This is a genomic window from Bradyrhizobium sp. 141 (genome assembly GCF_023074055.1).
GTDB lineage: Bacteria > Pseudomonadota > Alphaproteobacteria > Rhizobiales > Xanthobacteraceae > Bradyrhizobium.
Window position 1 is genome coordinate 129,235 of sequence record NZ_JADPKR010000026.1, and the last position, 12,385, is coordinate 141,619.

The window sequence follows — 12,385 nt, forward strand, 5'->3', positions numbered from 1 at the left end:
TCATGGCGTCCAAGCCCCTCCCGCCCGACAAACAGAAGCTCGCCGCCGACGAGGCGGCCGAGCTCGACGACAAGCTCGCCGCGGCTGCCAAGCCGGACCTCGAAGACGACGAGGACGATGAGGACGAGGCAGATGACGAGCTGGAGCTTGATGACGACGATGAGGACGAGGACCTCGTCGTCTTTACCGCGCGCGAGGCCGCCGGCGCGCTCGCGACCATCGTCGGGTTCGTCAAGCCCCATCTGACCAACTACAAGCGGATGCTGTCATTCGTGGCGTTTGGCGTCTTCGTCGAGACGCTGTTCAACGTCATCATGCCTCTCAGCCTCAAGTTCCTGATCGACGATGCGCTCGGCGAGGAGGACTTCCAGGCGCTGTACAAGATCCTCGGCGTGCTCGCCGTCGCCGGCATCTTCACCTCGATCGTCGCCGTCTGGTACGAGCGCTGGGATGCGCGGTTGGCTGCCTGTATCATCTCCGACGTCCGCAAGCGCCTGTTCGAGCACGTCCAGGACCTGCCGGCGGCCTATTTCGGCCGCACCAAGCGCGGCGAAATTCTGTCGCGCTTCTCGGTCGACCTGTCAGCCTTCGAAGGCTCGGTGAAGACTTTCGCCAACAGTGCCGCGCTGCCGTTTCTGGAATTGATCGCCGGCATCGTCCTGATGGTGTTCCTGAACTGGCAGCTGGCGGCCGTTGCGCTGCTCGTGTTCCCGATCACGCTGATCGGCCCGCGGATCCTGACGCCCAAGGCGGTGCAGGCCAATTACGAGCAGAAGCTCAACGAGAGCGCGCTGCTCGGCATGGTGCAGGAGAACGTGGCGGCGCAAGCCGTGATCAAGGCATTCAGCCTGCAGCGCAAGATGTTCGGCTTCTTCCGCTTCCGCAACGACGAGACGCGCAACAAGATCGCCTCGGCCACGTTCCTGTCGACCATGGTGGAGCGCACGGTCACTATTTCGGTGCTGCTGCTGCACCTCGTCGTGCTGGCCATCGGCGCGTACCTGGCGACCAAGGGCCAGATCACGATCGGCACCTTTGTCACCTTCGAGAGCGCGTTCTGGGAGGTCTCCTACAACATCGCCCACGTGATGCATTTCATTCCGGTGTCGATCTCCTCGGCCGCCGCGATCCGTCACATCCAGGAGCTGCTGGACCAGCCGACCCGCGGTGCCGATCGTCCTGGCGCGCCCGACCTGCCGCGCATCACCAACGACATCACCTTCGATCACGTCACCTTCCAGTACGAGGGCAGTCAGACGCCGGTGCTGGATAATCTCAGTCTCAAGCTCAATGCGGGCAAGCGCATCGCGATCGTCGGCCCGAGCGGCTCCGGCAAGAGCACGTTGCTCAACCTGATCCTGCGGCTCTACGTGCCCAACGAGGGGCGCGTTACCATCGATGGCGTCGACGTCCGCAAGGTGACGCTGGATTCACTGCGCCGGAGCATGGCGGTGGTGTTCCAGGAGAACATGCTGTTCAACATGTCCATCCGCGAGAACATCCGGCTCGGCAAGGAGGGCGCAAGCGACGAGGAGGTGGAGGAGGCGGCCAAGAAGGCCGAGATTCACCGCTACATCATGAGCCTGCCGCAGCGCTACGACACGCCGGTCGGCGAGCGCGGCGACACCCTGTCGGGCGGCCAGCGCCAGCGCATCGCGATCGCGCGTGCGATCATCCGCAACCCCTCGGTGCTGCTGCTGGACGAAGCCACCTCGGCGCTGGACCAGACCACGGAAGCTGCAATCAACCGGACGCTGCTCAAGGTCGCCAAGGGCCGTACCATGATCTGGTCGACCCACCGGCTGACCTCGGTGGTCGAAATGGACGAAATCATCGTGATTTCCGCGGGCAGGGCGATCGAACGCGGCTCGCATGCCCAGCTGCTCGCCAAGAACGGCACCTATCGCAAGCTATGGAACGACCAGACCCACCAGCCGCATGGCGCGGCGGCTCACGCCGACGACGGCAGAGACGATGATGATGAAGACGACCTCGAGGATGATGAGGACGAGGACGGGGAGGAGTGAGCGGGCCGCACCGATTCTGTGATTCCGGTCATCGGTGGTCGCTCGATCTGCACGTGACGATGAGTTCTTCGATTCGAAAACTCGGTCGGATAACTCTCGTGCGGATTGGTCAGGACGTCGAAATGCCCCGTGGCCGACAGCCGACGACTATGATGAAGTCCCCGCGCCGATTGCTCCCCTAAGCGAATAGATTAACGCCTCACGAGCAAAAAAGGCTTGCCGAGGGTCATAAAAGTGCTTTTCGCCCGGATATAAATGGCCGACAAGCTGGTGAAATGGAGGCTGCGGGCCCATATCGGGGTGACGCGGCAAGGGCGGCAAACAGCGATTTTGACAGGCTCCTGAGCGCCTTGTGACTGTCGTTTCGCCTTGACTTGATCGATTCTCACTTATAGAAAGCGCCTCACTTACGACAGGCGGTGAGCATCGCCAGCGTCGGAACGGGCCACCCGTTAGATCCCCAAGGACTAGATCCACCAGGAACTAGATCCACAAGGGTCGCTCAAGGCGGGCACCAACCTCGACGAATGCCGCTCAAACGCTGTCGATCATAGCTAGGCAATGCCAGTGCGACTTTAGTTCTCTTGAGCACGTTCTCTTGAGATCGAAATCGGATGCATGACCTCGGTGCGCGGGCCGCGGCTTTACGCTGACCGGCCTCATACTGCGGTCCTCTGTGGCGTCGAAGCGCTTTCCGCTCGTTGATGGAGCGGTTGGCGCAATTTCGCTTTGCGCGGATTGTTCCGCGAAGGGCGGCCTCGTCGGGCAGGTAGCTCGAAAGAATTTGCAGTCCCGGCAACGGGCTGCGGCAAGACAGCGGACCCGGAAGGGTCTGCGACAGAACAAAGGGTAAGGCCAGGATGCCGACGATCAACCAGCTGATCGCTCAACCGCGTGAAGTGCAGAAGTCGCGCAAGAAGGTGCCGGCGCTGCAGCAGTCGCCGCAGAAGCGTGGTGTTTGCACGCGCGTCTACACCACGACCCCGAAGAAGCCGAACTCGGCGCTTCGTAAGGTCGCCAAGGTGCGCCTGACCAACGGCTTCGAGGTGATCGGCTACATCCCCGGCGAGGGCCATAACCTCCAGGAGCACTCGGTGGTCATGATCCGCGGCGGTCGCGTCAAGGACTTGCCCGGCGTGCGCTACCACATCCTCCGCGGCGTTCTGGATACCCAGGGCGTCAAGAACCGTAAGCAGCGTCGTTCGAAGTACGGCGCGAAGCGTCCGAAGTAAGCGGGAACCAGGTCCATGTCTCGTCGCCACTCAGCGGAAAAGCGCGAAGTCCTTCCCGATCCGAAGTTCGGGAACATCATCGTCACGAAGTTCATGAACTCGGTGATGTACGCCGGCAAGAAGTCGGTCGCCGAAGGCATCGTCTACGGTGCGTTCGGTATCATCGAATCCAAGACCAAGCAGAACCCGCTCGGCGTGTTCGAGCAGGCACTCGAGAACGTCATGCCGACGATCGAAGTGCGCTCCCGCCGCGTCGGCGGCGCGACCTACCAGGTCCCGGTCGAGGTTCGTTCGACCCGCCGTCAGGCGCTGGGCATTCGCTGGCTGATCTCCGCTGCGCGCGATCGCAACGAGAAGACCATGACCGAGCGGCTGTCGGCGGAACTCCTGGACGCGTCGAACAACCGTGGCAACGCAGTCAAGAAGCGCGAAGACGTGCACCGGATGGCGGAAGCCAACCGCGCCTTCTCGCACTATCGCTGGTAACGGCGAAACACGGAATCTAAGGAACACCCAATGCCCCGCGTTCATGCCATAGAGAATTACCGCAACTTCGGTATCATGGCGCATATCGATGCCGGCAAGACGACGACGACCGAGCGCATCCTTTATTACACCGGCAAGAGCCACAAGATCGGCGAAGTGCACGAAGGTGCCGCGACGATGGACTGGATGGAGCAGGAGCAGGAGCGTGGCATCACGATCACTTCGGCTGCGACCACCGCGTTCTGGGCCGGCAAGCGTCTGAACATCATCGACACCCCCGGCCACGTCGACTTCACCATCGAAGTCGAACGTTCGCTGCGCGTGCTCGACGGCGCCGTCTGCGTGCTCGACTCCAACCAGGGTGTCGAGCCCCAGACCGAGACCGTCTGGCGCCAGGGCGACAAGTACAAGGTTCCGCGCATCGTCTTCGCCAACAAGATGGACAAGACCGGCGCCGACTTCTTCAAGTGCCTGGCCGACATCGTCGACCGCCTCGGCGCCAAGCCGATCGCGATCCAGCTTCCGATCGGCGCCGAGAACAACTTCAAGGGTCTCGTCGACCTCGTGAAGATGCAGGGCATCATCTGGAACGATGAATCGCTGGGGGCGAAGTTCGACTATGTCGACATTCCCGAGGATCTCGTCGAGCAGGCCAAGGAATACCGCGAGAAGATGGTGGAAGCCGCCGTCGAGCTCGACGACGACGCCATGGCCGCCTATCTCGACGGCAAGGAGCCGGACGAAGAGACGCTGAAGCGGCTGATCCGCAAGGCGGTTCTGACCGGCGCGTTCTATCCCGTGCTGTGCGGCTCGGCCTTCAAGAACAAGGGCGTTCAGCCGCTGCTCGACGCCGTCGTCGACTATCTGCCGTCGCCGATCGACGTGCCCGCGATCAAGGGCACCGACGACCGCGGCAACGAGGTCGTGCGCAAGGCGGACGACAAGGAGCCGCTCGCGCTGCTCGCGTTCAAGATCATGGACGACCCGTTCGTCGGCACCATCACCTTCTGCCGCATCTACTCCGGCGTTCTGCAGAGCGGCACCGGCGTCGTGAACTCGACCCGCGAGAAGAAGGAGCGCATCGGGCGCATGCTCTTGATGCATGCGAACAACCGCGAAGACATCAAGGAAGCCTATGCCGGCGACATCGTCGCGCTGGCCGGCCTGAAGGAAGCGCGTACCGGTGACACGCTGTGCGATCCCGACAAGCAGGTGATCCTGGAGAAGATGGAATTCCCCGAACCGGTCATCGAGATCGCGATCGAGCCGAAGTCCAAGGCCGACCAGGAAAAGCTGGGCGTGGCGCTGGCCAAGCTCGCCGCGGAGGATCCGTCCTTCCGCGTGTCGACCGACCAGGAGTCCGGCCAGACCATCCTCAAGGGCATGGGCGAACTCCATCTGGACATCAAGGTCGACATCCTCAGGCGCACCTACAAGGTCGACGCCAACATCGGCGCGCCGCAGGTTGCGTTCCGTGAGCGCGTCACCAAGAAGGCCGAGGTCAAGTACACCCACAAGAAGCAGACCGGCGGTACCGGTCAGTTCGCGGAAGTGTCGATCGTGGTCGAGCCGAACGAGCCCGGCAAGGGCTACGAGTTCGAGTCCAAGATCGTCGGTGGTGCGGTTCCGAAGGAATACATCCCCGGCGTCGAAAAGGGCCTCAACAGCGTGATGAGCTCTGGCGTGGTCGCGGGCTTCCCCGTGGTCGACGTCAAGGTTCAGCTCGTCGACGGCAAGTATCACGACGTCGACTCGTCGGCGCTCGCCTTCGAAATCGCATCGCGCGCGGCATTCCGCGAAGCGTTGCAGAAGGGCAAGTCCGTCCTGCTCGAGCCGATCATGAAGGTCGAAGTGGTGACCCCGGAAGACTACACCGGCTCGGTCATCGGCGACCTGAATTCCCGGCGCGGTCAGATCCAGGGTCAAGACATGCGCGGCAACGCCAACGTCATCAACGCGATGGTGCCGCTCATGAACATGTTCGGTTACGTGAATAACCTGCGCTCGATGAGCCAGGGTCGCGCAACCTTCACCATGCAGTTCGACCACTACGCAGAAGCGCCGGCCAACGTGTCGGCAGAAGTCCAGAAGAAGTTTGCCTGATTGTCGTCGGTCACGAACTGACGATTGAACGGAGAGTCAAATGGCCAAAGCAAAGTTTGAACGTAACAAGCCGCACTGCAACATCGGCACCATCGGTCACGTCGACCATGGTAAGACGTCGCTGACCGCGGCGATCACCAAGGTTCTCGCCGAAGCCGGCGGTGCGACGTTCACCGCGTACGACCAGATCGACAAGGCGCCGGAAGAGAAGGCGCGCGGCATCACCATCTCGACCGCGCACGTCGAGTACGAGACGCCGAACCGCCACTACGCCCACGTCGACTGCCCCGGCCATGCCGACTACGTGAAGAACATGATCACCGGTGCCGCCCAGATGGACGGTGCGATCCTGGTCGTGTCGGCCGCTGACGGTCCGATGCCGCAGACCCGCGAGCACATCCTGCTCGCCCGCCAGGTCGGCGTGCCCGCGCTGGTCGTGTTCCTGAACAAGTGCGACATGGTCGACGATCCGGAATTGCTCGAGCTCGTCGAGCTCGAAGTCCGCGAGCTGCTCTCGAAGTACGATTTCCCGGGCGACAAGATCCCGATCATCAAGGGTTCGGCGCTCGCCGCTCTCGAAGACTCCGACAAGAAGCTCGGTCACGACGCCATCCTCGAGCTGATGAAGAACGTCGACGAATACATCCCGCAGCCGGAGCGTCCGATCGACCAGCCGTTCCTGATGCCGGTTGAAGACGTGTTCTCGATCTCGGGCCGCGGCACCGTCGTGACCGGCCGCGTCGAGCGCGGCATCGTCAAGGTTGGCGAGGAAATCGAGATCGTCGGTCTGCGTGCGACCCAGAAGACGACCGTCACCGGCGTCGAAATGTTCCGCAAGCTGCTCGATCAGGGCCAGGCCGGCGACAACATCGGCGCGCTGCTCCGTGGCACCAAGCGCGAAGACGTCGAGCGCGGCCAGGTGCTGTGCAAGCCGGGTTCGGTCAAGCCGCACACCAAGTTCAAGGCTGAGGCTTACATCCTCACCAAGGAAGAGGGCGGTCGCCACACCCCGTTCTTCACCAACTACCGTCCGCAGTTCTACTTCCGCACCACCGACGTGACCGGTGTCGTGCACCTGCCGGAAGGCACCGAGATGGTGATGCCGGGCGACAACATCGCGATGGAAGTGCACCTGATTGTGCCGATCGCGATGGAAGAGAAGCTCCGCTTCGCGATCCGCGAAGGTGGCCGCACCGTCGGCGCCGGCGTCGTCGCCTCGATCATCGAGTAACAAGCGAATAGGGAATGGTGAGTGGCGAATAGGGAATTCTATTCGCTACTCGCTACTCGCCACTCACTAGAGAAAGCACGGCAATGAACGGCCAAAACATTCGTATCCGTCTCAAGGCGTTCGACCATCGTATCCTCGATACGTCGACCCGCGAGATTGTGAACACGGCGAAGCGCACCGGCGCGCAGGTCCGCGGACCCATTCCGCTGCCCACCCGCATCGAGAAGTTCACCGTCAACCGTTCGCCCCACGTCGACAAGAAGAGCCGCGAGCAGTTCGAGATGCGCACTCACAAGCGCCTGCTCGACATCGTCGATCCGACCCCGCAGACCGTCGATGCTTTGATGAAGCTCGACCTGGCCGCCGGTGTCGACGTCGAGATCAAGCTCTAAGATTTTTGGATCCCGTTCGCGCAAGCGGACAGAAAGAACAGGAAGCAAGCCGATGCGCTCCGGAGTGATCGCACAAAAGGTCGGGATGACGCGGGTCTTTACAGAGGCCGGCGAACATATCCCCGTGACCGTGCTGAAGCTCGGCAATTGCCAGGTCGTAGGCCACCGTACCGAAGAGAAGAACGGTTACGTCGCGCTCCAGCTTGGTTCTGGCAGCCGCAAGACCGTTTACATGCCCAAGGCGGAGCGCGGCCAGTTCGCGGTCGCCAAGGTCGAGCCGAAGCGGCAGGTCGAGGAATTCCGCGTCTCCGCGGATCAGATGATCCCCGTCGGCGCCGAGATCCTTGCCGACCACTTCGTCGTCGGCCAGTTCGTCGACGTCACCGGCACCTCGGTCGGTAAGGGCTTCGCCGGCGGTATGAAGCGCTGGAACTTCGGTGGTCTGCGCGCCACCCACGGCGTCTCGGTCTCGCACCGCTCGATCGGTTCGACCGGTGGCCGTCAGGACCCCGGCAAGACCTGGAAGAACAAGAAGATGCCCGGCCACATGGGTGTCGACCGCATCACCACGCTCAACCTTCGCGTCGTTCAGCTCGATGTCGAGCGCGGCCTGATCCTCGTCGAAGGCGCCGTTCCCGGCTCCAAGGGCGGCTGGATTCGCGTGCGCGACGCGGTCAAGAAGCCGCTGCCGAAGGAAGCTCCGAAGCCCGGCAAGTTCAAGGTTGCGGGTGGCGAAGCCGAGGCTGCGGCCCAGCAGGAGGGTGCGTGAGATGGAATTGAAGGTCACCACGCTCGAAGGTAAGGAAGCCGGCTCGGTCCAGCTGTCCGACACCATTTTCGGCCTCGAGCCGCGCCAGGACATCATTGCACGTTGCGTGCAGTGGCAGCTCAACAAGCGCCAGGCCGGCACGCACAAGGCCAAGGGCCGCGCCGAGATCTGGCGCACCGGCAAGAAGATGTACAAGCAGAAGGGTACCGGCGGTGCTCGTCACGGCTCGGCCCGCGTGCCGCAGTTCCGCGGCGGCGGCCGTGCCTTCGGTCCGGTGGTGCGTTCGCACGCCACCGACCTGCCGAAGAAGGTCCGTGCACTCGCGCTGAAGCATGCGCTCTCGGCCAAGGCCAAGGACGGCGATCTCGTCGTGATCGAGAAGGCCGCGCTGGAAGCCGCCAAGACCAAGGCGCTGCTCGGTCACTTCTCGGGTCTGGGCCTGACCAACGCGCTGATCATCGACGGCGCCGAGCTCAACAACGGCTTCGCCGCTGCGGCTCGCAACATCCCGAACATGGACGTGCTGCCGATCCAGGGCATCAACGTCTACGACATCCTGCGCCGTCAGAAGCTCGTTCTGACCAAGGCCGCCATCGATGCGCTGGAGGCGCGCTTCAAATGACGAAGAACATCGAGGCTCGCCACTACGACGTGATCGTGTCGCCGGTCGTGACCGAAAAGGCGACGATCGCCTCTGAGCACAACAAGGTGCTGTTCAAGGTGGCCGCCAAGGCGACCAAGCCGCAGATCAAGGAAGCGATCGAGAAGCTGTTCGACGTCAAGGTCAAGAGCGTCAACACGCTGGTCCGCAAGGGCAAGACCAAGATCTTCCGCGGCAATCTCGGCTCGCAGTCGAACACCAAGCGCGCGATCGTGACCCTCGAAGAGGGCCACCGGATCGACGTCACCACCGGTCTGTAAGGTCGTACGACGATGGCACTGAAGACATTCAATCCTACGACGCCGGGCCAGCGCCAGCTGGTCATGGTCGATCGTTCGGCCCTGTACAAGGGCAAGCCGGTCAAGGCGCTCACCGAGGGCAAGCACTCCTCGGGCGGCCGCAACAACACCGGTCGCATCACCGTGCGCTTCCGCGGCGGCGGTCACAAGCAGACGCTGCGCACCGTGGATTTCAAGCGCGAGAAGATCGACGTCCCCGCGACCGTCGAGCGTCTCGAGTATGATCCGAACCGCACCGGCTTCATCGCGCTGATCAAGTATCAGGACGGCGAGCAGGCCTACATCCTGGCGCCGCAGCGCCTTGCCGTGGGTGACACCATCATCGCCGGCAACTACGTCGACGTGAAGCCGGGCAATGTCATGCCGCTCGGCAACATGCCGGTCGGCACGATCATCCACAACATCGAGGTCAAGATCGGGAAGGGCGGCCAGCTCGCCCGTTCCGCTGGCACCTATGCCCAGCTCGTCGGCCGCGACCAGGACTACGTGATCATCCGCCTGAACTCGGGCGAGCAGCGCCTGGTGCACGGCCGTTGCCGCGGCACGATCGGCGCGGTGTCGAACCCGGATCACATGAACACCTCGATCGGCAAGGCCGGCCGTAACCGTTGGCTGGGCCGCAAGCCGCATAACCGCGGTGTCTCGATGAACCCGATCGACCATCCGCACGGCGGTGGTGAAGGTCGTACCTCGGGCGGCCGCCACCCGGTCACTCCGTGGGGCAAGCCGACCAAGGGCAAGAAGACCCGCACCAACAAGTCGACCAACAAATTCATTCTCCTAAGCCGCCACAAGCGGAAGAAGTAAGGAACGCCGGACATGGTTCGTTCAGTCTGGAAAGGCCCGTTCGTCGAGGGTTCTCTGCTCAAGAAGGCAGATGCCGCCCGCGCGTCCGGCCGTCACGACGTCATCAAGATCTGGAGCCGTCGCTCGACGATCCTGCCGCAATTCGTCGGCCTGACCTTCGGCGTCTACAACGGTCAGAAGCACGTGCCGGTGGCCGTCAACGAGGAAATGGTCGGTCACAAGTTCGGCGAGTTTTCGCCGACCCGGACCTTCCATGGCCACTCCGGCGACAAGAAAGCCAAGAAGGCTTGAGGATTAAACGATGAGCAAACCTAAGCGCGAACGGAGCCTCGCCGAGAACGAGGCCAAGGCGGTCGCCCGGATGCTGCGGGTGAGCCCGCAGAAGCTCAACCTGGTCGCCCAGCTCATTCGCGGCCGGAAGGCAGCTGCTGCGCTCGCCGATCTGCAGTTTTCGCGCAAGCGGATCGCGGTCGACGTGAAGAAGTGCCTGGAATCGGCTATCGCCAATGCCGAGAACAACCACGACCTCGACGTCGACGATCTCGTCGTGGCGCAGGCCTTCGTCGGCAACGGCCTCGTGATGAAGCGCTTCGCCGCTCGCGGCCGTGGCCGCTCGGGCCGTGTCTACAAACCATTTTCGCAGCTGACGATCATCGTTCGTCAGGTCGAAGCCGAAGCAGCCGCTTAAGGGCGCAGGAGAACACGATGGGTCAAAAGATCAATCCGATCGGTCTGCGTCTCGGCATCAACCGCACCTGGGATTCCCGCTGGTTCGCCGGCAAGCAGGAATACGGCAAGCTGCTGCACGAGGACGTCAAGATCCGTGAGATCCTGCACAAGGAGCTCAAGCAGGCGGCCGTCGCCCGCATCGTGATCGAGCGTCCGCACAAGAAGTGCCGTGTCACCATCCACTCGGCTCGCCCGGGCGTGGTGATCGGCAAGAAGGGCGCGGACATCGACAAGCTGCGCAAGAAGGTCGCGGACATCACCTCGTCCGACGTCGTCATCAACATCGTCGAAATCCGCAAGCCGGAGCTCGATGCGACGCTGGTGGCCGAGTCGATCGCGCAGCAGCTGGAGCGCCGCGTGGCGTTCCGCCGCGCCATGAAGCGCGCCGTGCAGTCGGCGATGCGTCTCGGCGCGGAAGGCATCCGCATCAACTGCTCGGGTCGTCTGGGCGGTGCGGAAATCGCCCGCATGGAGTGGTACCGCGAAGGTCGCGTGCCGCTGCACACGCTGCGCGCCGACATCGACTACGGCGTTGCGACCGCGTTCACGACCTTCGGCACCTGCGGCGTCAAGGTCTGGATCTTCAAGGGCGAGATCCTCGAGCACGATCCGATGGCCCAGGACAAGAGAATGGCCGAAGGCGAGACCAGCGGTGGTGGTGATCGCGGTGGCCGTGGGCGCCGTGACAACGCTGCGGCCTGATCCGCACTGAGAATTTGAGGGCTTAAAGCCATGATGCAACCTAAGAAGACGAAGTTCCGGAAGGCGCATAAGGGCCGTATTCACGGCGTTGCGTCGTCGGGCGCGACGTTGGCGTTCGGCCAGTTCGGCCTGAAGGCGACCGAGCCTGAGCGCGTCACCGCGCGCCAGATCGAAGCCGCTCGCCGCGCGCTGACCCGCCACATGAAGCGAGCCGGCCGCGTTTGGATCCGCGTATTCCCCGACGTTCCGGTGTCGAAGAAGCCGGCCGAAGTCCGCATGGGCTCCGGCAAGGGTTCGCCTGAATTGTGGGTCGCGCGCGTCAAGCCGGGCCGGGTGCTGTTCGAGATCGACGGCGTCAACACCCAGACGGCGCGTGAGGCGCTGACCCTGGCGGCCGCCAAGCTGCCGATCAAGACGCGCTTCGTCGAGCGCATTGCGGAGTAATGGCCATGGCCCAGATGAAGATCGAAGACATCCGCGCGATGAGCCCCGACCAGCAGGATGACGCCGTCCTGAACCTGAAGAAGGAGCGCTTCAACCTGCGCTTCCAGCGCGCCACCGGGCAGCTCGAGAACACCTCGCGCCTGCGCGAGGCCCGCCGTGACATCGCCCGGATCAAGACCGTCGCCGCGCAGACGCGCGCGAAGAAGAAGTAAGAGGCTTACGAAGATGCCGAAACGTACTTTGCAGGGCGTGGTCGTCAGCGACAAGCAAGCCAAGACCATCGTGGTGCGCGTTGATCGCCGCTTCACGCACCCGATCTACAAGAAGACGATCCGCCGTTCGAAGAACTACCACGCGCACGACGAGAGCAACGAGTTCAAGCCGGGCGACATGGTGTGGATCGAGGAATCGAAGCCGATTTCGAAGTTGAAGCGCTGGGTCGTGATCCGGGGCGAACACAAGAAAAGCGCCTGATCTGTTGGCTTTAGCCGACTGACTTCAGG

General features: G+C 62.9%; 16 protein-coding genes. All 16 read left to right on the plus strand.

Features of this window, described 5'->3' with window-relative positions; genetic code table 11:
• Positions 1-2: 2 nt before the first annotated feature.
• On the plus strand, positions 3-2,027 hold the full coding sequence (locus tag IVA81_RS09110; protein ID WP_247314890.1) for an ABC transporter ATP-binding protein: 2,025 nt from the start codon (positions 3-5) through the stop codon (positions 2,025-2,027).
• An 860-nt stretch (positions 2,028-2,887) separates the two neighbouring features.
• Entirely contained in the window at positions 2,888-3,259 is a 372-nt protein-coding gene (rpsL, locus tag IVA81_RS09115) for a 30S ribosomal protein S12 (protein ID WP_007603006.1), read from the plus strand.
• Positions 3,260-3,274: 15 nt separating this feature from the next.
• Positions 3,275-3,745, plus strand: coding sequence for a 30S ribosomal protein S7 (gene rpsG, locus IVA81_RS09120; protein ID WP_200455588.1), 471 nt, complete (start codon positions 3,275-3,277; stop codon positions 3,743-3,745).
• Between the two features lie 30 nt (positions 3,746-3,775).
• Positions 3,776-5,848: an elongation factor G gene (gene fusA, locus IVA81_RS09125; protein ID WP_038950207.1), complete on the plus strand. Its 2,073-nt coding sequence runs from the start codon at positions 3,776-3,778 to the stop codon at positions 5,846-5,848.
• Between the two features lie 40 nt (positions 5,849-5,888).
• Positions 5,889-7,079 carry an elongation factor Tu gene (tuf, locus tag IVA81_RS09130; protein ID WP_008136415.1) on the plus strand — a complete coding sequence of 397 codons (1,191 nt, stop codon included), beginning with the start codon at positions 5,889-5,891 and terminating at the stop codon, positions 7,077-7,079.
• An 83-nt stretch (positions 7,080-7,162) separates the two neighbouring features.
• Positions 7,163-7,471 carry a 30S ribosomal protein S10 gene (gene rpsJ / locus IVA81_RS09135; protein ID WP_002712302.1) on the plus strand — a complete coding sequence of 103 codons (309 nt, stop codon included), beginning with the start codon at positions 7,163-7,165 and terminating at the stop codon, positions 7,469-7,471.
• Between the two features lie 52 nt (positions 7,472-7,523).
• Positions 7,524-8,240 carry a 50S ribosomal protein L3 gene (rplC, locus tag IVA81_RS09140; protein ID WP_246916903.1) on the plus strand — a complete coding sequence of 239 codons (717 nt, stop codon included), beginning with the start codon at positions 7,524-7,526 and terminating at the stop codon, positions 8,238-8,240.
• A 1-nt stretch (position 8,241) separates the two neighbouring features.
• The gene (rplD, locus tag IVA81_RS09145) at positions 8,242-8,862 is read left to right on the plus strand and encodes a 50S ribosomal protein L4 (RefSeq protein WP_020508797.1); all 621 of its coding nucleotides are present in this window, start codon (positions 8,242-8,244) and stop codon (positions 8,860-8,862) included.
• Positions 8,859-9,161, plus strand: a complete 303-nt coding sequence (locus tag IVA81_RS09150; protein WP_194402791.1) for a 50S ribosomal protein L23 — start codon at positions 8,859-8,861, stop codon at positions 9,159-9,161. Before rplD ends, IVA81_RS09150 begins: the two co-directional genes overlap by 4 nt.
• A 12-nt stretch (positions 9,162-9,173) precedes the next feature.
• The gene (gene rplB / locus IVA81_RS09155) at positions 9,174-10,007 is read left to right on the plus strand and encodes a 50S ribosomal protein L2 (protein WP_247314892.1); all 834 of its coding nucleotides are present in this window, start codon (positions 9,174-9,176) and stop codon (positions 10,005-10,007) included.
• Between the two features lie 12 nt (positions 10,008-10,019).
• On the plus strand, positions 10,020-10,298 hold the full coding sequence (rpsS, locus tag IVA81_RS09160) for a 30S ribosomal protein S19 (RefSeq protein WP_008136357.1): 279 nt from the start codon (positions 10,020-10,022) through the stop codon (positions 10,296-10,298).
• Positions 10,299-10,308: 10 nt separating this feature from the next.
• Positions 10,309-10,695, plus strand: a complete 387-nt coding sequence (gene rplV, locus IVA81_RS09165; RefSeq protein WP_008136353.1) for a 50S ribosomal protein L22 — start codon at positions 10,309-10,311, stop codon at positions 10,693-10,695.
• A gap of 17 nt (positions 10,696-10,712) precedes the next feature.
• Positions 10,713-11,438: a 30S ribosomal protein S3 gene (rpsC, locus tag IVA81_RS09170; RefSeq protein WP_129268065.1), complete on the plus strand. Its 726-nt coding sequence runs from the start codon at positions 10,713-10,715 to the stop codon at positions 11,436-11,438.
• Positions 11,439-11,468: 30 nt separating this feature from the next.
• Positions 11,469-11,882 carry a 50S ribosomal protein L16 gene (gene rplP, locus IVA81_RS09175; protein ID WP_008136349.1) on the plus strand — a complete coding sequence of 138 codons (414 nt, stop codon included), beginning with the start codon at positions 11,469-11,471 and terminating at the stop codon, positions 11,880-11,882.
• Positions 11,883-11,887: 5 nt separating this feature from the next.
• A complete protein-coding gene (rpmC, locus tag IVA81_RS09180) occupies positions 11,888-12,094 on the plus strand; it encodes a 50S ribosomal protein L29 (RefSeq protein ID WP_026202715.1) in 207 nt (68 codons plus the stop codon).
• A 13-nt stretch (positions 12,095-12,107) separates the two neighbouring features.
• Entirely contained in the window at positions 12,108-12,356 is a 249-nt protein-coding gene (rpsQ, locus tag IVA81_RS09185; RefSeq protein ID WP_007603028.1) for a 30S ribosomal protein S17, read from the plus strand.
• Positions 12,357-12,385: the final 29 nt, after the last annotated feature.

Coding starts and splice junctions, on each gene's coding strand:
- IVA81_RS09110 (WP_247314890.1), top strand. CDS start 3: ATGGCGTCCAAGCCCCTCCCGCCCGACAAACAGAAGCTCGCCGCCGAC.
- rpsL (WP_007603006.1), top strand. CDS start 2,888: ATGCCGACGATCAACCAGCTGATCGCTCAACCGCGTGAAGTGCAGAAG.
- rpsG (WP_200455588.1), top strand. CDS start 3,275: ATGTCTCGTCGCCACTCAGCGGAAAAGCGCGAAGTCCTTCCCGATCCG.
- fusA (WP_038950207.1), top strand. CDS start 3,776: ATGCCCCGCGTTCATGCCATAGAGAATTACCGCAACTTCGGTATCATG.
- tuf (WP_008136415.1), top strand. CDS start 5,889: ATGGCCAAAGCAAAGTTTGAACGTAACAAGCCGCACTGCAACATCGGC.
- rpsJ (WP_002712302.1), top strand. CDS start 7,163: ATGAACGGCCAAAACATTCGTATCCGTCTCAAGGCGTTCGACCATCGT.
- rplC (WP_246916903.1), top strand. CDS start 7,524: ATGCGCTCCGGAGTGATCGCACAAAAGGTCGGGATGACGCGGGTCTTT.
- rplD (WP_020508797.1), top strand. CDS start 8,242: ATGGAATTGAAGGTCACCACGCTCGAAGGTAAGGAAGCCGGCTCGGTC.
- IVA81_RS09150 (WP_194402791.1), top strand. CDS start 8,859: ATGACGAAGAACATCGAGGCTCGCCACTACGACGTGATCGTGTCGCCG.
- rplB (WP_247314892.1), top strand. CDS start 9,174: ATGGCACTGAAGACATTCAATCCTACGACGCCGGGCCAGCGCCAGCTG.
- rpsS (WP_008136357.1), top strand. CDS start 10,020: ATGGTTCGTTCAGTCTGGAAAGGCCCGTTCGTCGAGGGTTCTCTGCTC.
- rplV (WP_008136353.1), top strand. CDS start 10,309: ATGAGCAAACCTAAGCGCGAACGGAGCCTCGCCGAGAACGAGGCCAAG.
- rpsC (WP_129268065.1), top strand. CDS start 10,713: ATGGGTCAAAAGATCAATCCGATCGGTCTGCGTCTCGGCATCAACCGC.
- rplP (WP_008136349.1), top strand. CDS start 11,469: ATGATGCAACCTAAGAAGACGAAGTTCCGGAAGGCGCATAAGGGCCGT.
- rpmC (WP_026202715.1), top strand. CDS start 11,888: ATGGCCCAGATGAAGATCGAAGACATCCGCGCGATGAGCCCCGACCAG.
- rpsQ (WP_007603028.1), top strand. CDS start 12,108: ATGCCGAAACGTACTTTGCAGGGCGTGGTCGTCAGCGACAAGCAAGCC.